Origin of the sequence: Parapedobacter pyrenivorans (genome assembly GCF_014636865.1) — a bacterium.
GTDB lineage: Bacteria > Bacteroidota > Bacteroidia > Sphingobacteriales > Sphingobacteriaceae > Parapedobacter > Parapedobacter pyrenivorans.
Window position 1 is genome coordinate 1,760,761 of sequence record NZ_BMER01000001.1, and the last position, 24,028, is coordinate 1,784,788.

Below are 24,028 nucleotides of genomic sequence, written 5' to 3' on the forward strand. Positions count from 1 at the left end.
TCCATGAAACAAACACGTTTTGTACTGATGCTCTTTTTGGCAGTTGGAGTGCTGTCAACTGCAGGAGCACAAATGAAAAGTATCCAGGAGTTTGGGGTACTTCCTACCAATACTCCATCCGTAAATGCGAAGAACCTGCAAAAGGCTATCGACTGGGCTACCCGCAGCGGTGCAGCGTTGTATATCGAACCCGTTGAAGTGCCCTACCCGATGGATGGGGGTATTGTCCTGAAAAGAAACGTTTCGCTGGTAGGCGCCAATGGTCCCACCCCCAGAGGTACGCGGCATCCGGATGCGCAGCGGCCGGTGGGCAGCGTATTCAACATCATGGACGATAGCCAGCCGTTTATTGTGGTCGAATCGGGTACGCGCATCGAAGGCATCCAGTTCTGGTATTCAAAACAGGAACTCAGCGACCCCGAGAAGATTATCCCGTATCCGGCGACGATACAGGTGAATAAAACGGCCTTCACCCAGGGCGTTAAGCTGGCGGATTTGACGTTTTACGGCGAATATCTGGCGATGGATTTCAACTCCGACCCGAATTTCAAAAATGAGTTGATCCTGATCGAACACTGCTACGGCTATCCGTTGAGCGGCGAGTTTATCCGCATCGACTATTGTTACGATATCCCGAGGTTTCTGCACTGCCACGTAAACCCTGCCATCATGCGCGAAATCGGCTTCCGGTTTTCGAAGGAGGTGATCGACTCGGTAGTTGACCGCAAGACCTTTGCGTTTAGCGTAAACCATACCGACAACGCCCAGTTGATCGACCTTTTTACCTTCGCTACGTGGGGCGGCATACACCTGGGTGCGGAAAGCTACGGTCAGCTGACCAACTTCAACCTGGATTGCGTGGCTGTAGGTATTTACAAGGAAGGAGCCAATACCAAAAACCGGAACTGGCAGATTGCGCAGGGTTCCATCATCGCCAATGCCGGCAATACGCTGGAGGAAACGCGCCCCATCATCGTCGAAGGCCAGGGCCACACCGCCTTCACCAATGTGGAGGCATTTTCCGGCGGCAATGGCGCATTGACCAACCTGGAGAAATCGTATGATTTTCTGTGGGTAAAGGGCGACAAGCGGCTGACCATCTCGCTGTTTGGATGCCGCATGCGCAATTACACCGCGGCAGAACCGCTTACGGTAGACAACCCGAATGCCGTCATCCAGGCGGTTGCCTGTGTAGATCACAACGAAAACTTATATAATCGTACCATCCAACCCGTTAACTAGTTATCATGAAGAAAATCCATCTTATCAGTACCGTTATTTTCGCATGCATATGCCTGCATGTGTCGGCACAAAACAAGACAAAAGCAAGACCCGTTTATCCATCGTACACCGGGCTGGTGATGGCCGGCTACCAAGGGTGGTTTGCCGCCGAGGGGGACGATTCCCAACGCGGTTGGTACCACTACCAGGGCCGCGGGCGCGTTTTTGCCCCCGGAAATACCAATGTGGACATGTGGCCCGATATCCGGGAATACAAGAAGACCTACAAGTCGCCCTTTAAATTTGCTGACGGCCGGGATGCCTACCTGTACAGCCCGTATGATGAAGAGAGTGTAGACCTCCATTTCAAGTGGATGAAGGAATACGGCATCGATGGCGTGCACATGCAGCGCTTCGTAGGCGAAATCAAAAACCCATCGGGCAAAAGGCATTTCAACCAGGTGCTTGCCAACGCCCTGAAAGCCGCTAAGAAATACGGCCGGGCCATCAGTGTGATGTACGATCTGAGCGGCTGCCGCAGCGAGGATATTGCGTTGGTAGCGGCCGACTGGAAAGAGCTCGTAGAAACCTTCAAGTTGACGGACCCTTCGGTTAACCCGACGTACCTGTGGCACCGCGGCAAGCCGATGATGACCATCTGGGGCGTAGGCTTCAACGACCGCCGCCGTTATACCATTGCCGATGTGGATGCGGTGGTCGATCAGTTAAAATCGCCCGAGAACAACGTTTCCATTATGCTGGGCGTGCCGTACTACTGGAGCAGCCTGGGCCGGGATACTGAGCCCTCGGAGACGCTGCATGCCCTCATCAAAAAAGCCGATATCGTGATGCCGTGGGCGGTGGGCCGTTACAACAGCAAGACGTTTGATCCTTCGGTCGTGGCAGCTGATATTGCGTGGAGCGCTGCCCACGGGGTGGATTACGTGCCGTTGATATTTTCGGGCTTCAGCTGGGGCAATATGCACCACGACCCGAAGATATACCACCAGATTCCGCGTCTGAAAGGTGACTTTTTCTGGCAGCAGGTAGCAGCTGCCAAGCAGGCGGGAGCGAAGTCGTTGTACATCGCGATGTTTGATGAGATCGACGAAGGTACCGCGATTTTTAAAGTGGCCAACGAGAAGGATACACCGCTCAATGGCGATAAAGGACTCCGGTTTATCGGTATTGAAGACGATTTGCCTACGGACCACTACCTGTGGCTTACCGGTCAGGCTGCCGCTTGGTTCCATGGAAAGCCGGGATATGGCGCCAAGCGGCCCCAGCGATGATGAAGCCTTTCGGCCTTGTTTTCAATTTTTGACACAATGGTTAGGCAGCATATCGATTTTTTGGCTAACTTGACCCGCCTTAATTTGGCATCAAATTTAGGGTGGCGAGTTGCTAATTAATCGATATGCTGTATGGCGATGAAGATAGGTATTGCGGCCGATCATGCTGGCTTTGAACAAAAGCGGGATCTGATTGTCAAACTTACCGAGATGGGTTATGATGTGCATGACTACGGGGCGTTGGACTATGATCCAGCCGATGATTATCCGGATATTATTGTGCCGTTGGCGAAGGCGATAGCCGATAAAAAAATAGCACGCGGTATCGCTGTCTGCGGTAGTGGTGTGGGGGTATCTATTGCAGCCAATAAAATAAAGGGTGTGCGTGCCGCCCTGATTACCGACACGTATTCAGCCCGCCAGGGTGTGGAGCACGACGATATGAATCTCATGTGCCTGGGTGGACGTGTCATTGGCCCGATGCTCATCTGGGAATTGGTGACTGCTTTCCTACATGCCCAATATGATGGTGGCGAACGTTTTGAACGGCGCCTCCAGAAAGTCATCGCACTTGAAAAACAACTGCATACCTAATAAGGTAGTTCAAGCAAGCTTCATTGCCGCTAAAACAAACTATTTTAAAGAACAACATGTTTTAAACCAAAAATGAAATCAAGTAAAAAACTATCCCCTACGATTATTGTGATTTTCGGCGGAACAGGGGACCTTACCAAGAGAAAATTAATACCCGCATTTTACAATCTATATATCGATGGGTGGATGCCCGAGAAGTTTGCGGTGATCGGACTTGGCAGGACCAAGCTTAACGACGAAGACTATAGAGAACACTTATATGAAGGGTTGGTCGAATTTTCCCGCAAGGGAAAGCCTGATGATGCACAATGGGATCAGTTCAATCCTTCCATTTCTTACTTTGAGTCGAATATCAACGATGAGGCTGCTTACAAAGGTTTGGCTACCAAACTAGATGCGTTGGACAAGGAGTGGGGAGTAAGGGCCAATCGCTTATTTTACTTGTCTATCGCCCCGCAATTCATCGAAGCGGCTACGGTCAACATCAATAAATATAAACTGGCTAATATACCGGCGTCCGATCGGATTGTGGTCGAAAAACCGTTTGGATACAACAAACAGACTGCGGTAGCCCTCAATCAGCTTTTGGGAAATACATTCCAGGAAGAACAAATCTATCGCATCGATCATTACCTGGGTAAGGAAACGGTACAGAACATACTTGCCTTCCGGTTTGCCAACGCGCTTTTTGAACCGCTATGGAATCGTAATTACATTGACTATATCCAGATAACCGTAGCAGAACAGGTAGGTGTGGAAGACCGTGGAAGTTACTTTGAAAACTCTGGTGCGTTACGTGATATGATTCAGAATCACTTGTTACAGGTATTGTGTATGATCGCTATGGAGGCACCGATTTCATTTCAAGCAGAAGAGATACGCAACCGTAAGGTAGATGTGATGCGGGCTATCCGTAGGTTGAAACACGAAGAAGTACATAAGTATGCCGTAAGGGGACAATACGGCCCAGGTTGGATAAACGGAAAGAAGGTGCCCGGTTACCGCCAGGAGGCAGGGGTTGATCCCAATTCCAACGTGGAGACCTATGCGGCCGTTCAGCTTTACATCGATAATTGGCGGTGGCAAGGTGTGCCCTTCTACCTACGTACTGGAAAGCGTATGCAGGAGAAGACCTCTTCCATCACGATCCAATTCCGCCCTGTGCCGCATTCGACTTTCTCGTCATCGCAAGCAGGGAATCTAATGCCCAACCGGCTGACGATCAACATCCAGCCGACGATGGATATCCGACTACGGTTTACCGCTAAAAAGCAAGGCTTGGAGATGAGCCTCAATCCCGCGGAAATGGTGTTTAACTACGATACGTGTTCAACGCAAACGCCCGAAGCGTATGAGACGCTTCTACTGGATGCAATGCGGGGTGATACGACCCTGTACATGCGCTCAGATCAAGTGGAAGAGGCGTGGGATGTGATTACACCGATATTGGAAACATGGGAAAGCAGGGATTCACTGGATTTCCCTAATTATGCGGCAGGTGCCTGGGGGCCCGAAAGTGCTGAAGCATTGATTGCACGGCAAGGTCATATTTGGGCATTGAATTTGCATACGTAATAAAAGAGATGATTAGGAAATTTGATGATTTGAAGCAACTTGATAGCGAAGTTGCGCAATTGTTTGTTAAGGTGGCCCAGGAAGCTATTGCTAAAACGGGACGCTTTACTGTGGCATTGACGGGCGGCTCTTCGCCTATTGGTTTGTATCGGTTGTTAGCCACTCCACCTTATCGTGCTCAAGTCCAATGGGAACAAGTATATGTGTTTTGGGGTGATGAACGGTGGGTACCTTTGGATGATGAGCGAAGCAATGCACGCATGGCTTCAGAAACACTACTTGCACATGTGCCTATCCCGAAAGCGCAGGTCTTTCCTATGTGGGCCGATGGCATCTCTCCGGAAGAATTTGCACGTGAATACGAGCAATCGCTGCGGGATCACCTCCATCCGGCCGGTTGTTTTGATTTAGTCCTCTTGGGTATGGGCGCTGATGGGCATACGGCATCTTGGTTTCCCAATACGGGCGTGCTTCATGAGTACGACAAATGGGTGGCGGCCTATTATTTGAATGCCCAAGATATGTACCGTATTACGTTGACCGTACCGCTGATTAATCGAGCAGCGAATGTTGCGGTGGTTGCTTTTGGTGCCAATAAAGCGGATGCCTTGTACGAAGTATTACAAGGAGCGCGCAATTTTGAGCAATACCCGGCACAACTCCTCGACACCGACGATGCGCGGGTTACCTGGTTTGTTGATGATGCCGCGGCCGGCCGACTTTAGCGGACAGCATGGTTTGGCGGTTCTTTTTGATAAAATGAGTACTTTTAATTCGTAATAACTAGCAAATAGTATGGCAAAATCGAAAGTTAAGGATAGCGAAGTGCTCGCCTATCTTCAGGAACGCAAGCAGGCTTTACGGGATGAGCTGGAAAAGATCGAAACGATGCTGTCAGTCGTTGGCGCCAATTCAAAGTCAGCAATAAAAAAAGGCAAAAAAAGGGGTAAGAAAAAGCTGGAGAAGGCCGTTAAGTCTATCCGTAAGAAGGTAACCCAGGCTATTGAGGGAGCTAAAACGCAAACTGAGAAATTGGTCGGTCGTATAGTTTCGTCAGATGCAGAGGAAACTGGGGTAAAGAAGCGCAGGGCTGTGTCCGATGCGCCCCTCGCAGCTGATGCTCCTAAACGGACTCGCTCACGTCAAGTAGCCAAACCCGCCAGCTCCGCGAGCGCAGCTGTTGAGACCGATCAAGTGACCACTAAGCAAGAACCGGTGAAGAAGGCGGTTGCCACCAAGGCATCAAAGGTCCCAACGCCGGCTTCACCGAAGCCTGCTACCAAGAAGGCCACTGGTAAAACTATTCCCGTATCTTTTGATCCCAAAGCTAAAATGGATGATAAGATTAGATTTGCGTTGGCGCAAAAAAAGGGTAGCACCAAGGCCGAAGTGATTGATTACCTGAATAACTTGGATCCGGAATACGGCTTGACCAAGCTGAAGAAAGTGGTCGCCTTCCGGTTGAATCATCTCTTGAAGACCGGACAGGTCAAAGGTAGTGAGCATAAGGATGGATTTCGCTACGCGAATTAAATCAGCTTCTTTTCTAAAAGACCTGCTGCACTGCTGTGGAATTACGGCAGTGCAGTTGATTACTAATCGTCTTCCGTAAGAGCCGCCAAAAAGCTCACCACATCGCGGATTTCGCGTTTGGACAAAATGCCTTTCATGTCCAGCATGCTGGATGGCGAAAAGGTCTTTTTCTTGATTTGGCTATGCGGGATAACTTGATCAGGCTCCTGTCCTTTCCGGATTTTTACACCACGTGCATCTTCACCCTGAAAAATTCCCGATAGGCTTTGCCCATCTTTTAATTCCAGCATAACGATGCCGTACCCGGGAGCGATCCGCTTGCCTGGATCGATTAGTGATTCTAGCAATTGCTCATGCGAAAGGCGGTTGCCTACGCCGTTGAGGCGCGGCCCGGCATTGCCACCGCGGTCATCGTAGGCGTGGCATTTCATACATTGCGCCTGCTGATGCTGGAAGAAAATCTGTCGGCCCCTATTCGGATTGCCCCCCTGCAAGCTACTGGCATAGGAAGCCAGTAGTTGGTCTGGCGAAAAATGTTGGCTGATGGCCTTATAGCGAGCGGCGAGCGGTTCGGAGCGCACACTATCGATGGCCTCACCTAGTTCCAGATAGACCTCTGGGCTTAAGCGGCCCTTTTCCATGTCATCCAGGAGGCTACTGAAAAGCGTGTTCGAATTGCCGAGCGGCAGTTTGCCCAACGTGACGATGGCAGCCTGCTTTTCTTCGATGGTCTTCGTGGCAATAACATTTGCCAATAAATCTACGATAACCTCTCGCGGAATCGTCATGTTTTCCAGTAGATCGAGCCCAGCGACACGCACGGACCGCTCACGGTCGGCAAGTGCCAACTTGATGGCCTCTTCTTGCTTCGGGTCTTCCAAGGCAACGAGTGCCGTGAGGCATGCTACCCGCATGGCCGCTTCCCGGTCGTTTTTCAAACCGGCCAATAGGGCAGACGAAGCTTGCTGAAGCTGCAATTTATTGACGGCTTTGGCAGCACTCAATCGTACAGAGAGTTCGCGGTCAGCTAATAGGTCGATGAAGGTAGCGGTCGCCTCGTTTTCCAGCGCGTTTACATCGCGCTCGATCGTACCCCGATAACGACCGTCTACACGGTCCAGTACCGAAGGCTTGGCCCAAGTACCCAATGCATCAATGGCTTCCGAGCGCATGTCAGCAGGATGGCTGCTATTTTGGGTATATTGGATGAGGTGTTGCAGGTTATCAGGTTTTCCTACCCGGAGGTTGGCGTTAATGATCCTACGTATCAGCGCCTCGTTGGAAAACGACGTCGTATTGAGCAGGCTTGCAAGGGCAGGTAGTGCCCCCTCGATAGAGAGGTCGTCGTTGATCGCCCGAGCAGCTTCTGTTACGACGAATTCGTCTTTGTCGTTGAGGAATCGGGCAATGCCCGAATCACCCATGTGCCTCAATGCCACTACGGCGGCAATGCGTAGTGCCCGCGAAGGATTATCGGCCAGGGATACAAGCGGTTCGGCTTTGCCGATACGGGCCAATGCCAATGCGCCGGCGTGCCGTAAAAAAGCATCATCGTCGTCATTTGCTTGCAGCATGGCGATAATGGGCGCAATGGCAGGAGCGTATTCGATCCGTCCCAATGCCTCGGCCGCGAAAAAGCGTGCCCGGCTGTTGGAATCGTTTAACAACGGCAGGAGTGCTGTCCCAGCTTCTTCGTATCGGATATCGCCCAGCCATTTGGCCGCCTGGGCACGTATTTCCGAATCGGTATCTTGAAGTAGGGGCAAGAGAAGCGCTGCGTTTTGCTCATCCTGCCGCGCCAACTGGCTGATGCCCCATATGGCGTGTACGCGCGCCAGCTGATCGTCGGTCTGTGCAAGCGCTTGTTTGAAAACTTCTATTCCTTTTTTCCCCTGTTTTACCAAGGCAAACTGGGCCTTTTGCCGGATACGCATATCCTCGTGCCGGAGCAGGTTACCCAATTCGGATTTGTTTTTCCCGCTAAAGTCGGTCGCCAACAACGTTTTCACTTCTTCGCGAAGGGCTTTTGTGGTCCCATCTGCATGGTCCAATTTCCAGATACGGCCGTAATCGTGCGTGCCCCATCCATCAATCCAGTCAGCTACGTACAATGCTCCATCCGGTCCAAAATCGAGACCAGTAGCCAGTATGCCACCCAATACTTTCTTATGTTCACCCAATTCAAATGTGGCGCCCTTGGGTTTCAGCTTGAAACTATGGACTCCGGAACTGGCCGGATTACCTACAAATTCGGCAACAAAGAAGGTGTTTTTATAAGCCGGACTTAATGCCGTTCCGGGGTTATAAACCACGCCCGCTGGCCCACTCACAAAGTTGCTGATGCAAGGTGTGATATATGCCGCCTGGCCCTCGAAACGGGGGAGATGCATTTTCTCATCCATCCATACCTTATAGGTGTTGTTATCCGGATCGCGGTATTTGCCGTACTGCCAGTTGCTGCGCCAGCCCGCATCCGAGCCATTGACGATATACACCAAGCGCTCTTTTTCGCCCGCATGGTCGCCATCGTTATCTTCACTGATGATATTGCCGTATTCATCAAATACAAATTGATGGGTGTTGCGCAAGCCATGGGCGAAAACCTCGAAATCGCTGCCATCGGGGTTCGAACGCACGATTACCCCCGAATTGGAGTGCTCCCATTTTTTTCCATCGGGTCCCTCGCCGTTGAAACCGATGTCTCCGATTTGCCAATAAATCCGTCCGTCCGGTCCCATCTTCACACCAGACATGCCATGGCCGCTGAAACCCACATGTATGCCATAGCCGTGCGAAATTGATTTCTTTTCATCGGGAATGCCATCACCATTTTTATCGGTCATACGCCATAGATCTGGAGCAACCGCTACATACAGGTCGTCCCCGTCTGCAAAGATTCCGCCTGCGACGTCGGTTATCTCTTCGTGAAAATCATCCACTACCAATTGAGATCGATCGGCTATGCCATCGCCGGAAATGTCCTCCACGCGGTATACCTTTTCTTTCTGGATGGTCAGGTCGCGCCAATCGTGTGAACCGTCTCCATTGAGGTCGGCGAGCCAGGTATTACGGGCGCTGTTTTCGGGAGCGAGTTCCTCGCGAAGGAAAGCCCGCCGATCCTCCACCGTTTTAAAGCTAATGGAAGGTATTTCCCAGTCGCGGTGGCCCCGAATATCAAATTCAGAATTTTTCTGCCTGTCTGTCGTCGTATAGAATAGCCGTCCATGGTCATCGATGTCGATGGCGATGGGCGAAATAACCAATGAATCAATGCCCCATAATTTCAGCGTGAATCCACTATCCAGCTCAGCGTTTACGCTTTCCTCGATGGTTGTCGCCAATTGGGCGGTCTGGATGGGGTCCATTTCTTTGGCGGGTAGATTGGCGGTCTTATTTTGGCAGCTCCACAACAGAGCGGTAGCAGCTATTGCAATACCTGTTTTATTCATTGAAATCTACTTAAGTCAATTCTTGGCAAATGCGAGAACCGGTAACTGTATGACTAACATTTCTTTGGTTAGCTGTGCTAATATAAGAAGGATTATGGAAAACCCGCATTGTATCTTCAATTTTGAAGACGCTTAATAATTTATTCTTTTTTATTTTGTGTTTAATAAATATGAATTGCTATTCTTTGTCGGTGTGAAAACCAACCAGCAAAACGGCATAAAAAATCCTACGCTATTGCCTGACGAACAGCTTTTTGTGCGGTTACATGAAGCATCCTGGCCGGTATTGTTTCCATTGGCCTGCCGGAAATTGGGCGATTCAGATGAGGCATACGATGTCTTGCAGGATTTGTTTATTGAACTTTGGGATAAAAGGGAAGTCTTTCCGTTAGATAACCTGTCTATAGTTTGGCTGAAAAGACGGTTGTGGTTCAAATTGCTCGCCCATTTCCGTCGCCAGGGTTTCAAGCGGCAGCATCTGGACAATTTTCAGCATTTCATGGAAAAAGAAACCTTGGTCGTGCAGCCCGGAGAGTCCGCAAACCAAATGCTTGAGCGTGATTACGAACTTATCATGGATGCCATAGCGATTACGGTGGCACAAATGCCTGAGCGGATGCGTGAGGTTTTCCTGCTAAATCGTGAACAGCATTTTACCATCAACGAAATAGCGGGGCATCTGGGCCTTTCTCCCAATACGGTTCGCAATCATCTGCAAACCGCCATGAAACGCCTCCGCAAGGCCTTGGAAGTCCAGAACCTGACCTCTCCTAGTTTTGTGCTGCTTTGGTGGCTCGTTGCGAGCTGATATTAAAAAATCATTAATCATTATTCACGGAAACTTAATATCCAAACACTGGTACGTTTGGGCTTGTGACGCTTTAATAAGGTAAACGGAGACCCAAGTGTCGATTAGCGAGGGAAGCGTAAGCATCTCCGTAAATGAATGGAATCCCGTGATGAAAAGTGTCAAAAAGCTAAAAGAGCGGTATCAAAAGATACTTGGAGGAACTGCATCCACCATGGAACAAGAGTTGATCGCGCGGTGGCTGAAACAGCTGGATATCGGCGAAGCCATGGATAAAAAGGCATTAGCTGAATGGCAGGAACGCTCCATGACTGAGCTTCAGGAGAGGGCTAAACCTCCTGTTCTCGTTAGGTCACGAACCAGGAAATTTATCTGGTTAGCAGGTGCGGCAGCGGTTCTGCTGCTTGGTATGGTATGGTTAGTAAAACCTTACCGCGACTATTCAGCCCGATCGGCACAGCAGGTACCTGCCTATATTGAGCACAGTACGGCTGCCGGACAGCGTAAAATGCTCACACTTGCCGATGGTTCGCGTGTATGGCTGGGCAATGCCAGCAAAATCCGGTACCCGGAAAATTTCCAACCTGATAAACGCAGGATTTTCCTTGAGGGACAGGCTTTTTTTGAGGTGAAGCCGGATTCGACAAGGCCTTTTTTTGTATACACAAGTGGATTGGACGTCAAAGTGTTGGGTACATCATTCGACGTTAAACACTACCCGGCGGACGCTGAGCCGGCGGTCACCGTGGCCAGTGGAATAGTGTCGGTAAAACCTGTACATGAGGGACGGGGATGGATGCTCGAAAAAGGGGAGCAGTTAACCTATCGTCTGCTGGATAAAACGGCGACCGTGGAAGAGGTTGACTTGCGGGTCGCGTTGAGTTGGAAAGATGGCGAACTTATTTTCAGGGAAACACCCTTGGAAGCGATCGCCGTACGGCTCGAAAGATGGTATGGGGTAGAGATCCAAATTGCTTCGCCGTCACTTCAGACGAAGCAAATGTCGCTTTCCGTGAAGAACGAACCCCTGCAAACCGTATTCGGCATGCTCTCGGAAGCGGGCGATTTCAACTTTGATATCCAGAAAAGGAAGGTGACGGTTTGGAAATAGGCAGCCATAGCGATGAAGTGTCACGATAAGGAAGGAGGTCTGTTATGCACGTGTAAAAGCTGACAAAAAAACTATTCAGGATGAAAAAATAGAGCGGAAGCTTCTCACCACCCCGCCCTGTGTGTTTTCAAAATTCATTTAATGGAAAAGAATTATAAAAAACAATCAACAATTTTATGAATAAAAATTCAATAAAAAGAATTTGTAATATGTCGCGATTATTGTTTCTGGTTGTGGTGATATCCTGTACAACCGGTGGCGTCATTATAGCATCGGATGTGATGTCACAGCACTTGCGTGAAATCAACATCACAGTTGGTGATGATGACAGCCGTAGCCTCGGCAGTCTCTTTCGGAAAGTAGAGCAGCAGTCGAGGTTCCGATTTTATTACGATAAGGCGGTGGGCGAAATCACGGGAGCCGGATTAGGAAATATAGGCGAAACCAATCTGTATGAATTGCTGGAAAGAATTGCTGGCGATTTTAACCTGAAGATTGCCCAAAATAAGCATATTATTGCGGTAACCAAGGTTATTCCGCAGGAACCTGGCCGGATCATTGGTCGCATCACGGACGCTTCGACCGGTGAGGCATTGGCCCATGCAACGGTCCAAGTACAGGGTTCGTTGGCAGTCACAGTGGCTGATAATCGGGGCCACTACCGTTTGAATAACGTGCCGGTCGGACGAGTGGAACTGGTGGTACGGTATCTCGGATATGTAGCGCAGCAGGTCACGGCCAGTGTGCAGGCGGGTGGGTCGGTGCAGATGAATGTTTCGCTCGCAGCGCAGCTGACCGAGCTGGAAGGCATTACGGTGGAGGGAATCCGCCGCGGAGAAGTCAAGTCGCTGAATACCATGAAAAATGCCGAAAACATCAAGTATGTACTGTCGCAGGAACAAATGGAGCGGTTTCCAGACAATACCGTGGGCGAAGCACTCCAACGGGTGCCGGGCGTAGCGGTCGAATACAGCTATGGTCTTGCCCGCAATGTCATTATCCGTGGGCTTTCCCAAGATCAGGGTTCCGTGACCCTGAATGGTAATCGCCTGCCTTCTACCTCGGCGGGATACCGGACAACGGACCTCAACGGGATTCTTTCGAACACCGTGGAAGCGATTGAGGTCATCAAAACCCTGACACCCGATCAGGATGCGGACGGAACCGCGGGCGCAGTCAATATCATCACGAAGACACCCCCGGAGTACTCAAGGTCAATGGACGCCAAGGCTTCGCTTGGAAACAACCTGTTGGTGGGCAAAAACCTTTATGAGGTAGGCCTCAACTATTCAGAACGGAAAACCAGGTGGGGATATCAGCTGGGGGCGAATTACATGAGATCGCTACGTGGGGAAGACCGCATCCAAAAGAGCTATGGCAATTATACGGTAGAAGGCATAGATCGTGAAAACTGGCTCCGTGTTATTTCGTTGGAAGATACGCAGCTAAAGCGCGACAACTTGGGCATCCATGCCGAACTGAATTTTTTTCCAAATCAGGATGTCCATTTTTATCTTCGAGGCAATTACAATAAATATTACGAGATACAATCCCGCAACAACCGCAATTTTGTAATCGGCGATTACCAAAGCACCGACCGGGTGACCGGTGTGACTGTGGAGCATGGCGGCAACGACCGCGATTATAACCGCGACCTGTTGATGTTGTCACTCGGTGGTAAAAGAAACAGGGGCAATTGGGAGATGAATGGCGACCTTACCTACAGCCGGGGGCTGTATGACCAGCCGATTTATTATAACGCCAATTTCACCCGTGGCGGGTTGAGTGGGGCCGTAGACGTGTCGTCTTTACGTACACCCATGATTGCGCTTGAAGGAGATGACGTATACGATCCCGTAGCCTATACCGCCCGGGAATATGTAAACAGGCACGACTCGTCGCTTGATCACGATGGCCAACTGACGTTGAATGTCATCAGGTCGTTTCGCTTCAGCGAGCGCGATAAGGGGATTATCAAATTCGGTGGCCGCTTCCGGTACAAGTATAACGAGCGGACAAGGAATTATTACAGGCATGTGCTGAAAGATGGGAACTTTTCGCTAGCGGACTTCAATACCGGTATTGAGCGGGATGATTACTATCAAAACAAATACAATATCGGTACATTCCCGGATGTGGAGAAGATGGAGCGCTATTTCCGCGATAACGGAGATCTCTTTATCGACGACGAAACCTATACCCGGCAAAATACCGACCCTGATTCCTATACCGGTACGGAGTATCTGGGAGCGGCGTATGCGATGACACGGTTCAATGTGGATAAGTTGGAGGTTACGGCTGGTGTCCGGTATGAGCAGACCGGGTTTGACTATCAAGGCAACGAAGTGATCCTGGATGAAGATGGCGCTTATGTACGCACAAATCCCGTGAATACAGACAAAGTGTTCGACGGTTTTTTTCCTAGTCTCAACCTCAAGTATGCGCTGACACCGCAGACCAACCTCCGCGCGGCTGCCACACGCTCGCTTTCGCGCCCCAGCTATTACGACCTGGTGCCGTGGGAAGAAGTGCTCAACCGCAATCAACGGGTCAACAAAGGCAATCCCGATCTACAGCAGTCTACGGCTACGAACCTGGATTTCCTTTTTGAGCATTATTTCAAAAAGATAGGCTTAGTGTCGGGAGGTGCTTTTTACAAACGCATAAATGACTATATCTATAGCCGGTCATTCCAACAGGTAGGCGGGGAGTACGATGGGTGGCGTATCGACCAGGCTGCGAATGGCGCTGCGGCAGACGTTTATGGGTTTGAGCTTGCCTGGCAGCAGCAGCTTACCTTTTTGCCCGGATTCCTGAACGGTTTTGGTATTTATGCCAATTATACGCAGATCCAATCCAGTTTTGAAGTACCCGGCATTGAGATGGATCGCACGGTGCGCTTGCCAGATATGCGGCCGAAGGTTGGCAATCTAGCCCTGTCATACGAGAAGTACGGTTTTTCAGGTCGGATATCTGCTTATTTTTATGAAACATTTACCATGGAGCTGGCGGATACACCAAATGAAGACTTGATTGAAGCAGGTAGGATGCAGCTGGATTTCTCAGCCTCCCAGCGGATAAATAGCAAAACCAAAATCTTTCTTGGTGTCAGCAACCTTACCAATGAGCCAATAAGGAATTATTATGGGGATGGCCGACCGGACAATGACCGGATTTACTCCGTGTGGGGTAATATTGGGATACGGTACAAACCCTTCTAATGACGACAGTCATTGATATCCGTCGATTGGAGGAAAAATGGGTTACAATGAGTTAATTAATATAAATAGGTGAAATTAAATTGAACTACACGATGAATCTAATTTTCCGCGCGGGTATACTCGCCTGCTTACTGCTATTCAACGTCGCCGTGCTGTGTGCGCAGGAGTTTCAACCATCGGGTTATCCCGACCGGGTCACCCTCACCTGGTCGGCCGACCCGGCTACGACACAAACGGTGACTTGGCGTACGGATGCCACGGTCAACAGGGCAAAAGCCCAGTTCAAAAAGGAAGATGCTTCACCGGATATGGAGCATGGCATTGAGGAATTTCCGGCTACGACACGATCACTAGCGACCAAAGAAGGGCGTGAAGATCGGTACCATCATGCGACTTTCAAAGGGCTTCAACCTGCTACGGTCTACATCTATCGCGTGGGAGACGGGGAGCATTGGAGCGAGTGGTACCAATTCCGCACAGCAGATGCTGCCGACGGCAACTCTACTTTTTCCTTCGTTTACCTCGGCGACGGTCAAAACGACCTGAAATCACGGTGGTCACGCACCGTCCGCCAGGCATTCCGGCAGCAATCCGATGCGCGGTTCATTATCCACGCGGGCGACTTGATAAACCGCTCCAATACCGATTCGGAATGGGGTGAATGGCACTATGGCACGTCATTTATACACGGAATGATACCCGCAGTGCCTACGCCAGGTAATCACGAGTACTTCCGAGATGACAACGAACAGCTCACGTTGGACCCACATTGGGCAGCTCAATTTACCTTGCCAACCAATGGGCCGGATGGGATGCAAGAGTCGGTGTATTACCTCGACTATCAGAACGTGCGTATCATTTCGCTCAACAGCCAGCTGATCATGTTGGATGAAGCCGCTAGGAGCGCACAATTGCAATGGCTCGAAGCGGTATTGAAAGACAATGCCCAGCGTTGGACAATCGTAACAATGCACCATCCGGTATATTCCACATCGAAGCGGAGAGACAATGCTGTACTGCGGGAACTGTTCAAACCTTTGTTTGACCGTTATGGCGTGGATCTGGTATTGCAGGGTCATGACCATACCTATGCCAGGGGCAAGGGGCCTGATGCGCAGCCAAACAGTCCGGTATATGTGCTTTCCGTTGCCGGGCCGAAGATGTACGAATCCGATTCAGATCGCTGGATGGATGTATCGATTACGGATATACAACTTTACCAGACGATCCAGGTCTCAAATGAAACGCTGGAGTACAAGTCGTATAAGGTATCAGGCGAATTGTTTGATTCATTTGAATTGACGAAATAGCCGCTTGTATCCTTTTTTCAACGCGTTTGGATAAGTAAGGAAAAGCCGCCATGATGTCAACACCGGCATCTTGGCGGCTTTTTTGGCCATTCTCCCAAAATGAAATATCTTTGCGCCCAAGAGTACGCACATGAAAGAAGACATTCTCATCCAAATTGCAAATCAAATCAGGGAACGAAGAAAGAGTAAAGGAATTACCGTACAAGAGCTCGCTGAGCGCGCGTCAGTAAGCAAGGGCCTGATTTCTCAGATCGAAAACAGCCGTGCCGTTCCATCCTTGATTGTATTGATAGCGATTATCAAGGCCTTGGATGTCGACCTGAATGTCTTCTTTAAGGAAATTGATACGGCGGATTCGACCAAAACCATTCTGGTTAAACGCCGGGACGAATATTACTATTTCGAAAAAGAACAAGCGTTGGGTTTCCGGTACCATCGGATCTTTACTCGGAACATCGAAAAATCAACAGTAGACATTGTATTGCTTGAACTGGAACCGAATGCTAAACGACCTATGGTGGAAACTGAGGCGTTCGAGTATAAATACATGTTGTCTGGTGAAGTTGAATACCAATTTGAACACGAGAATATCCGACTAAGCGCAGGGGACTCCATGCTATTTGACGGGCGTATCCCACATACGCCGAAAAATATCGGAGCCTACAATGCCGTCATGTTGGTCATCTATTTCTTTGAGAATTAACTGACAGACCAAACAAAAACCCTAAAGCTTAAGCCTTTCCATTCCTGCATTTCGATTTCTCGATGGCATTGCCAGCCGGTTTAATGATTTTTTAATTTTCCCGGTTTATTGACTTAATAAACATTGTTTAGTATTGCTTAACTTTTCTGAACAAGCAGTTGGGGCTTTGATAGTTAAGTGACGTACTTATTGGGTGCGTGTTTGGAAATGAACGTGACGAGGTAGATGCGATTAGTATTTGTAAACGACTGGTTGGATGACGCAATCTCAAGGCAACGAAATTTCAATCAAAACTAATGTAATGCATATGAATCACTTATTAACTAAAAAATGGAGCAGGTAACCCTTGGTATTCGTATGATGGACTTACTCCCGAAATTTTTTTGGAGGGCAATTTTCTGCGTCATTTTGCTTCCGGCGGGGTTGGTGCACGTAAGTGCACAGGAGGTCGTCCAGGTGGACAGCGTGCTGTGGCCGGTGCGGAATGGGGTGGAAAGCCTATTGCAGGGCAGCACGGCAGGTCTTCGCGTGAAAAGCTGGTCCGGCGAGGCCGGTATACAGTCGATCATTAATCTTCGAGGGCTAAGCATGGATCCCACCGATGAGTCCACCATGCCGATGATTTTGGTCAATGGCGTGCCGATCGTTGCAACCCCTTCCAGCGTGACCGCGATTAACCCGTTGAGCTATTACACACCCGATCAAATTGAACGTATTGAAATCATCAAATCCATTGACCAATTGGCGGCGTACGGCGTTTTAGCGGCAAACGGGGCGATTAACATCGTATTGAAAGAGGGGCGCAGCGGACCACTGCACGTCACTGCATCTGCATTTGCCGGGACCAATTATTTAAATGATTTCAACTATCGTAAAGACGCGTTCTACGATTTCAACACCACGGCACGGCGGAAAGTATACCGGCCGCAAATCACCCATAGCCAGCAAGCCATCATTGATGGTGGCGGAGACTTCGGGTCGTATTTATTTGGCGTAACGAATTACCAGGACAATGGTGCGGTAGCAGAAAGTAAGTTTACGCAGCAATCTTTATTTTTAAACGCCACGTATCACATTTCTAAGCAGCTCAAAGCCCAATTTTATAGTAATTTGACGTTGGCAAACCGGAAGGGACGTTACGCTGGTGGATACGAACGTGGACTAGCTAGGCCGGTGCTGAGTGATGAGACGTTCTTTATGGACGATAATAAAAACACCGCCCAGCTTTCGTCGCTGCGCCTAAGTTACCAGTTGGCTCCGGCGTGGTCCGTTTCGTCCCTTGCGGGTATATCTTACGAAGGCGCCAAACGCGACTTTTTTATCCCGTCGGATGTGTTGGACGGATATGTCCGTGCAGCCAGTGCTGCCGTAAGGCGACAATTGATTTCCGTCAATACAGCCGTGGAATATCGTCACCGTTTTTCAGACCGGCTGGGCCTGTCCATGACACTGGGTAATGAAGTCCGGATGACGGACAACCGCATCACGTCTGTTGATGGGAGCCGGAGCTTGGAATATGGCGGTTCCAACTTTGTAAAGGTGGTAACCGGTTACAATGCCAATCAGACGGACGCACTGTCCGGCCATGACCAGGAGAACCTCCTTTCTTTCTACGGCTTATGGAATGTTGATTTCAACCCGGACCTCAAACTGAATGCAACACTGCGCGCTGACGCGAGTTCGTTATATGATCAAAAATGGGGTTTTTATCCGGCTGCGGGAGCGAGTTATAGCTTCAAAAGCACCTTGCAACTACCGCTGACAGTTAGCGCATCGGTGGGTAAGACGGGGATACTGTCCCGCCCGGAAGTATACCGAGGTGAATTGACGGCCTTTGGCGACTATTTCAGTGGCAATGAGTTGGGAATCGGCAAGCTATACGCAGCATTCGAGGGCGCAAAAAGTATCGACGTTTTCCAGATTGACGGCGGCATCAGTTATGCGTTTAAAGACGCGTTGGTTTTATCGGTCAACTACTTCGATAAGCGTTATTCGGATTTCACCTATCGGAGATATTTGCCCAACATTTATGGCATAGACTACCGGTACGAAACCGGCGGAAAACTGGCTTTATCGGGGGTGGAAGTGGAGTTGGATGGAACGCTGATCCAAAACGACAGGTTCCAATGGACAACCAATATCAACCTGGCATCTTACAGCAACGCGGTCAACGCATTGCCGGAAGACCCGGCGAATACCAGCTTTGCTTATCTCCAGGCGCTGCAATCCGGAGATGCGCTGACTTCCATCATTGCAACGGAGGGGCAGCAGGCCAGGGTAATAGGCAATAGCGAAGCCAGCCTGTTTGGTGGCGTAACCAACACCTTCCGGTATAAAGGATTTACGCTGGGCCTTGGAATCAACTATGCCCTGAATGCCGATGTGGCCGCGGAGTCGTTTTCCAGCCGCTATTCCGCATCGCAGGTGGGGGGCTTCTTCCCGTTGAAAACCGCCGAGACCCCGTACTATTTCGTGGAAGAGGATGCCGACGGTGGCACGGTGTATCAGGGCATCCGATCCATTGAAAACGGGAGTTTCATCCGATTGGGCAGAGCCGTGTTGTCGTATCAATTCGGGTCTTTCCTGCAGGGGCTGCCCATCCGTCAGGCCGAATTATTTGTGCGGGGAGACAACCTGCTAACGCTGAGTGCGTATAGCGGGTTCAATCCCGAAGAAAATATAACGGGTATTCGGCGTACCGACCTTTTCAGTACGGGTATGCCGCTTCCATCATCGGTTGTATTGGGTTTAAAACTGGTGCTTTAACATGACTGCGATGAACAAAAAGAAACACATAATTTATTGGCCTGTCGGATTACTCCTGGTAGCGGTACTGGCTTCGTGCAGTGATTACCTTACACTGGAAGAATTGGATAATCGCACCGTAGCTGAAGGATACTATACGTCGACCCAACGGGTCGAACAGGCAGTCATCGGTGGCTATGTCGATCTGCGCCGGGCACTGCTGACCAACCATGCCTGGCTGATGTATGGTGAAGCGAGAACCGGTGAACTGCAGGTCGAGGTTGCGTACTATCCCAAGGTAGCCGGTCAGCAACTGACGGTTGCCGACCGGCAGCTTGCCCGCCTGGCGGATTGGGAATATTTTTACGATGTCATATATGATGCCAACGAAGTATTGCGCCTGATTGATGCAGCAGATGGTGACGTACTGTCGACCTACCACTATAACCTGTTTAAAGGGGAGGCTTTAGCGCTCAAATCAATGGCTTACTTTTACATTGCCCGGATCTGGGGTATCGCGCCGTCGGCGGAAGAGGCCGATTTCGGGCAACCGATGGATGAAGCAATGGCAATTGAACGTGCTGCCGGATTTGCCCGCGAAGCGCACGGCCTGTTGCCGTGGATACTCCTTAACGACGACCAGATTGAAAGTGCCGCGGTTACTGCGGTGAGGTTCAATAAAACAGCGGCAGCCATCTTATTGGCGCAGGAAAATCTATGGCTTGGCAACGACCAGGAAGCCTACCAATTGATGGCGGACCTGGCTACCGAAGCGCGGGCAGACAGCCTGTCTGATTTCGGACTGGCGATGGGCAAAGATGAGCGGGGAGGTGTTACCGAGGAGCCGCTGAACGCCAGCATGGTCAGCATATCCGCAGCGAACCTGGCCGCCATCTACCCGGATGGTGATGCCAGGCAAGGCGTAATATTTCGCCTATCGGCCGATGAACAGAAAGCGACATTTATTGTCAGGGATCAGGAGCGCCTCGGTCTGTTGACGATAAATGAACACTACCTGCTAATGGCTGAGGCCGCTTGGAAAACCGGCAAGCTGGAGGAAGCCAGAACCTGGCTGACGGAAGCAGCTGACGGTGGCACGGAAAATTATAGCGAACTCACTGAGGCGGAGTTTGGAGATGCGCTGCTGCGCGAACGGCAACGGATACTGATTGGGAGCGGGCAACGCTTCTTTGATCTGAAGCGATTTGGCAAGGTCAGTGCCTACCTTCCCATTTTCTCTACGGCTGACATCCAAAATGGGGCTGCCCACTGGCCGCTCGCCCAACGAAGCCTCAACGGGAATGGTCTGACTCAACATTCTTACTGGGAACATGAATAATCAACACAACTGATAGTGAAAATTTTGATCCAATGAAGACAGTAATAAAGCGGCTCGGTTTCTTTTTCGCAGTGGTCCTGTTTCCGGTGCTGGCCTGGAGCCAGGAGCTGCAGACAGGGACAGTGCATGATCCGCAGGGCACTCCCATCGCGGGCGCTACGATCAAGGTGAAGGGCACAAGCCAAGCAACGTTAACTGACGAAACCGGAACGTACAGGCTACGACTGAACGCAGGTGATGTATTGGTCTATTCGTTTGTCGGATATAAAGCGCGGGAAGTGACGTTTAACAACAAGGCGGATTTGAATGTTCGGCTCGAACAGGATAGCCAATTGTTGGACGATGTCGTCGTTGTGGGCTATGGCTCACAGAAAAAGCAGGAAGTTACCGGATCTGTGGCAACGGTAGAGATGGAACAGTTGACCGAAGTTCAGGCTGCCGAATCGTTTGAATCGATGCTGCAGGGACGTGTCGCCGGGGTCAACATCCAGCTGAATTCGGGTGAACCGGGGGCAACGCCCACCATCATCATCCGTGGGCTGGCAGCCGTGAGCCGCGACGATGCATCGGCGGTATCGGAACCGTTGTATGTAGTGGATGGCGTGCCCATCATCTCGCGCTCCAGCGATGAATTTGCCATTACGAGTACGAATGTGCTTGCTGACCTGAATCCCAGTGATATTGAAGAGGTGGTCGTATTGAAAGATGCATCGGCCGCAGCGATTTATGGGTCGCGGGCAGCCAACGGGGTAATCCTGATCACTACCCGGAAGGGAAAGCGTGGGAAGCCACAGATTGATTTCAATGTGCGTAACGGGGTGAACATGGTGCCGCAATTGCGCGACGTCGCCGGTGGTGTAAAGGAGCGTGAGCAGGTATTGCGGCTGTACGAATTGTACGCGCCCTACGGTGTTTCGGCCCCAGGTATGTATACCGATGTGACCAATCCGTTCTACAGCAATTCATCCGACTGGCAAGGGTATCTGTATGACACGTCGCTGACGCAAGACTATAACGGGTCGATCCGCGGTGCGGGGGACTTCGGTCAATACAGCGTGAGCCTAGGGTATATGGATAATGAAGGGATCCTGTTTAATACCGGGTTCAAGCGGTACAGCGCAATGACCAATACCAGTTTCAATGCCTTGAACGGCCGGTTGGTTATCAATAATACGTTGGCCTTATCGCGGACGGACCAAAGCCGGACCCCCGATGCCCTTTCGAGCAACTTCTCTTCCTTGCTGCCCTTGCCAAACAGCCCGCTCGTGAAAGGTGCAGACGTATATGGAATCGGCTACAATGCCAATGTCAACGACCGGATCCGGTTCAGCCCGGATATCACCCTGAAAATATGGAATGACCTGACCTACAAAGTCAGCCTGAGCCTGGAGTATACCCGGTCCATGCAGGATTTGTACAGCGAATCCAGGCGTACGCTGCGGGCGACAAACAGCAGTGGGGTTGGGGAAAACGCCAATCTGCTCTTCCAGAATACACTGACCTACGCGCCTAAGTTTGGCGATGATCACAGCATCAGTTTATTGGTGGGCCAAAGTGCGGAAAAAATCGAGTCAAAAATCACGAAGGTCAATAGCGTGGCCGCAGCGCCTACACTTTCCCATTCGGTCAATTGGTCGGGCAATAATAGCATTGGTTCCAGCGACTATACGGCCTCGACCCTGTTGTCTTACTTCAGCCGCCTGGACTACGCCTATAAGCAGAAATACCTGTTCGGTGCATCACTCCGTGCAGACGGGTCTTCCAAATTCGGCCAGGCAAACCGCTGGGGGATATTCCCCGCCGTATCCGCCGGATGGAACTTCTCTGACGAAGCGCTATTTGCCGGCTCGGATTGGCTGGAAAGCGGTAAACTAAGGGGTAGTTACGGCGTTTCGGGTACTACCTGGGACAACAATTACCTGGCCCTGGGCGTGATGGACGGCGGTTCGCTCGACCAGTATAGCTCGTTGTTGGAAATCAGCTATGGCGGGATATCGGGCTTTACGCCCACCTGGTACGATGGTTTTAAAAACGAGGACCTTACCTGGGTGAAAAGCCAGATGGCGAATATCGGCATGGACCTGTCGCTATTTAATGGTAAGGTCGGGTTTATAGTTGACGCCTACGAAAAATTGACCAAGGGCCTCTTGCTTACCACGGCCCTGCCTACCACCTCGGGATACAACGAGGTATACCGCAATGCCGCAGATGTCTTGAACCGCGGGCTGGAATTTACCATAAACACCAGCGTGGGCCGGCAATCCGGCCTCCGATGGGATATGGGTCTCAATTTCGCCTATAACCAAAACCGGGTGGTGGCGCTTCCCGATGGGAACGCCGATATCATCAAGACCAGCACATCAGGGCAGGACTTCGGTTCCATCGTTCGGGTAGGAACGCCGCTCAATGGTTTCTTTTTCTACGAATCACAGGGGATTTATCAAACGGAGCAGGAAATCCCGGTTAATCCGAATACCGGAAAGCGGCTGGTCAGCCTTCAGAACAAGAAGCTGGCTGTTGGCGACCGGAATTTCAAAGACCAGAACGGCGACTACATCATCGATGTGCAGGACCGCATTTATGCCGGCGACCCCAACCCGGAGTGGACCGGTGGGTGGACCAATGATTTCACCTATAAAAATTTTAGCCTGAGTGTCATCTCGGCATTTATGATCGGCCGCGATGTGGTCAACTCGGACGTGTTGGGCAGGCTTAACCTGGGTAAAGAGTTTGCAGGCAGCGGAGCGCTCCCCAATTTTGATAACTATGCCATCTGGGAGAAAAGCGGCGACGTGGCCACCTATCCGACATTGAACCCGTGGAACGACGCCTCCCAGATCATCAACTACGATTCGGAGTATATCGAGGATGGTTCGTATTTCAAGATAAAAACGGCCACGCTGTCCTATCGCTTGGATAAAAAGCTGCTCGGACGCATCCCGATCGATAAAGCACGGGTGTATTGCACGGTGGATAATATTGCTACGTTCTCGCGGTATAGCGGGCCTGATGCCGAGTTGATGACCGTCGGCGGGTTTGACAATTCTTCCGGTTATCCGATGCGTAGGATGGTGCTGTTCGGGATTTCATTCGGACTGTAATTTTTTTTGAAGGGTATTAAAGAAAG

The 24,028-nt window shown here is 50.5% G+C and carries 15 protein-coding genes; 14 read left to right on the forward strand and 1 reads right to left on the reverse strand.

Going from position 1 to position 24,028, the window contains the following annotated elements:
- Positions 1-3: 3 nt before the first annotated feature.
- The 6 genes from IEV98_RS06885 (at position 4) to IEV98_RS06910 (ending at position 6,215) form a co-directional block, all read left to right on the forward strand.
- Complete coding sequence (locus IEV98_RS06885) at positions 4-1,242, forward strand: hypothetical protein (protein WP_188505136.1); 1,239 nt, start codon at positions 4-6, stop codon at positions 1,240-1,242.
- A gap of 5 nt (positions 1,243-1,247) precedes the next feature.
- Positions 1,248-2,513 carry a glycoside hydrolase family 99 protein gene (locus IEV98_RS06890; RefSeq protein WP_188505137.1) on the forward strand — a complete coding sequence of 422 codons (1,266 nt, stop codon included), beginning with the start codon at positions 1,248-1,250 and terminating at the stop codon, positions 2,511-2,513.
- Positions 2,514-2,651: 138 nt separating this feature from the next.
- Positions 2,652-3,107: an RpiB/LacA/LacB family sugar-phosphate isomerase gene (locus IEV98_RS06895; RefSeq protein WP_188505138.1), complete on the forward strand. Its 456-nt coding sequence runs from the start codon at positions 2,652-2,654 to the stop codon at positions 3,105-3,107.
- Between the two features lie 72 nt (positions 3,108-3,179).
- Positions 3,180-4,682, forward strand: a complete 1,503-nt coding sequence (gene zwf / locus IEV98_RS06900) for a glucose-6-phosphate dehydrogenase (RefSeq protein ID WP_188505139.1) — start codon at positions 3,180-3,182, stop codon at positions 4,680-4,682.
- A gap of 8 nt (positions 4,683-4,690) precedes the next feature.
- Complete coding sequence (pgl, locus tag IEV98_RS06905; protein ID WP_188505140.1) at positions 4,691-5,407, forward strand: 6-phosphogluconolactonase; 717 nt, start codon at positions 4,691-4,693, stop codon at positions 5,405-5,407.
- Positions 5,408-5,477: 70 nt separating this feature from the next.
- A complete protein-coding gene (locus IEV98_RS06910; RefSeq protein ID WP_188505141.1) occupies positions 5,478-6,215 on the forward strand; it encodes a hypothetical protein in 738 nt (245 codons plus the stop codon).
- Between the two features lie 62 nt (positions 6,216-6,277).
- Here the strand turns inward: IEV98_RS06910 and IEV98_RS06915 are convergent, their stop codons facing one another.
- Positions 6,278-9,664, reverse strand: coding sequence for a DUF7133 domain-containing protein (locus tag IEV98_RS06915; RefSeq protein WP_188505142.1), 3,387 nt, complete (start codon positions 9,662-9,664; stop codon positions 6,278-6,280).
- A gap of 157 nt (positions 9,665-9,821) precedes the next feature.
- Between IEV98_RS06915 and IEV98_RS06920 the strand changes: the two genes are divergently transcribed.
- The 8 genes from IEV98_RS06920 to IEV98_RS06955 all read left to right on the forward strand — a co-directional run bounded on the left by IEV98_RS06920 (position 9,822) and on the right by IEV98_RS06955 (position 24,002).
- Entirely contained in the window at positions 9,822-10,472 is a 651-nt protein-coding gene (locus tag IEV98_RS06920) for a sigma-70 family RNA polymerase sigma factor (protein WP_188505143.1), read from the forward strand.
- Positions 10,473-10,569: 97 nt separating this feature from the next.
- Positions 10,570-11,583, forward strand: coding sequence for a FecR family protein (locus IEV98_RS06925; RefSeq protein ID WP_188505144.1), 1,014 nt, complete (start codon positions 10,570-10,572; stop codon positions 11,581-11,583).
- A gap of 209 nt (positions 11,584-11,792) precedes the next feature.
- Entirely contained in the window at positions 11,793-14,804 is a 3,012-nt protein-coding gene (locus IEV98_RS06930) for a TonB-dependent receptor (protein ID WP_188505145.1), read from the forward strand.
- 92 nt (positions 14,805-14,896) lie between these two features.
- Positions 14,897-16,114 carry a purple acid phosphatase family protein gene (locus IEV98_RS06935; protein ID WP_188505146.1) on the forward strand — a complete coding sequence of 406 codons (1,218 nt, stop codon included), beginning with the start codon at positions 14,897-14,899 and terminating at the stop codon, positions 16,112-16,114.
- Between the two features lie 130 nt (positions 16,115-16,244).
- Positions 16,245-16,817, forward strand: coding sequence for a helix-turn-helix domain-containing protein (locus IEV98_RS06940; protein ID WP_188505147.1), 573 nt, complete (start codon positions 16,245-16,247; stop codon positions 16,815-16,817).
- Between the two features lie 330 nt (positions 16,818-17,147).
- Positions 17,148-19,583 carry a TonB-dependent receptor plug domain-containing protein gene (locus IEV98_RS06945; RefSeq protein ID WP_188505148.1) on the forward strand — a complete coding sequence of 812 codons (2,436 nt, stop codon included), beginning with the start codon at positions 17,148-17,150 and terminating at the stop codon, positions 19,581-19,583.
- Positions 19,584-19,593: 10 nt separating this feature from the next.
- The gene (locus IEV98_RS06950; RefSeq protein ID WP_188505149.1) at positions 19,594-20,901 is read left to right on the forward strand and encodes a RagB/SusD family nutrient uptake outer membrane protein; all 1,308 of its coding nucleotides are present in this window, start codon (positions 19,594-19,596) and stop codon (positions 20,899-20,901) included.
- Positions 20,902-20,933: 32 nt separating this feature from the next.
- Positions 20,934-24,002, forward strand: a complete 3,069-nt coding sequence (locus IEV98_RS06955; RefSeq protein ID WP_188505150.1) for a SusC/RagA family TonB-linked outer membrane protein — start codon at positions 20,934-20,936, stop codon at positions 24,000-24,002.
- Positions 24,003-24,028: the final 26 nt, after the last annotated feature.

Excerpts from the sequence above, each read along its gene's own strand:
- IEV98_RS06935 (WP_188505146.1), top strand. The coding sequence starts at position 14,897 with ATGAATCTAATTTTCCGCGCGGGTATACTCGCCTGCTTACTGCTATTC.
- zwf (WP_188505139.1), top strand. The coding sequence starts at position 3,180 with ATGAAATCAAGTAAAAAACTATCCCCTACGATTATTGTGATTTTCGGC.
- pgl (WP_188505140.1), top strand. The coding sequence starts at position 4,691 with ATGATTAGGAAATTTGATGATTTGAAGCAACTTGATAGCGAAGTTGCG.
- IEV98_RS06885 (WP_188505136.1), top strand. The coding sequence starts at position 4 with ATGAAACAAACACGTTTTGTACTGATGCTCTTTTTGGCAGTTGGAGTG.
- IEV98_RS06915 (WP_188505142.1), bottom strand. The coding sequence starts at position 9,664 with ATGAATAAAACAGGTATTGCAATAGCTGCTACCGCTCTGTTGTGGAGC.
- IEV98_RS06940 (WP_188505147.1), top strand. The coding sequence starts at position 16,245 with ATGAAAGAAGACATTCTCATCCAAATTGCAAATCAAATCAGGGAACGA.
- IEV98_RS06950 (WP_188505149.1), top strand. The coding sequence starts at position 19,594 with ATGAACAAAAAGAAACACATAATTTATTGGCCTGTCGGATTACTCCTG.
- IEV98_RS06955 (WP_188505150.1), top strand. The coding sequence starts at position 20,934 with ATGAAGACAGTAATAAAGCGGCTCGGTTTCTTTTTCGCAGTGGTCCTG.
- IEV98_RS06910 (WP_188505141.1), top strand. The coding sequence starts at position 5,478 with ATGGCAAAATCGAAAGTTAAGGATAGCGAAGTGCTCGCCTATCTTCAG.
- IEV98_RS06895 (WP_188505138.1), top strand. The coding sequence starts at position 2,652 with ATGAAGATAGGTATTGCGGCCGATCATGCTGGCTTTGAACAAAAGCGG.
- IEV98_RS06945 (WP_188505148.1), top strand. The coding sequence starts at position 17,148 with ATGGAGCAGGTAACCCTTGGTATTCGTATGATGGACTTACTCCCGAAA.
- IEV98_RS06930 (WP_188505145.1), top strand. The coding sequence starts at position 11,793 with ATGTCGCGATTATTGTTTCTGGTTGTGGTGATATCCTGTACAACCGGT.
- IEV98_RS06890 (WP_188505137.1), top strand. The coding sequence starts at position 1,248 with ATGAAGAAAATCCATCTTATCAGTACCGTTATTTTCGCATGCATATGC.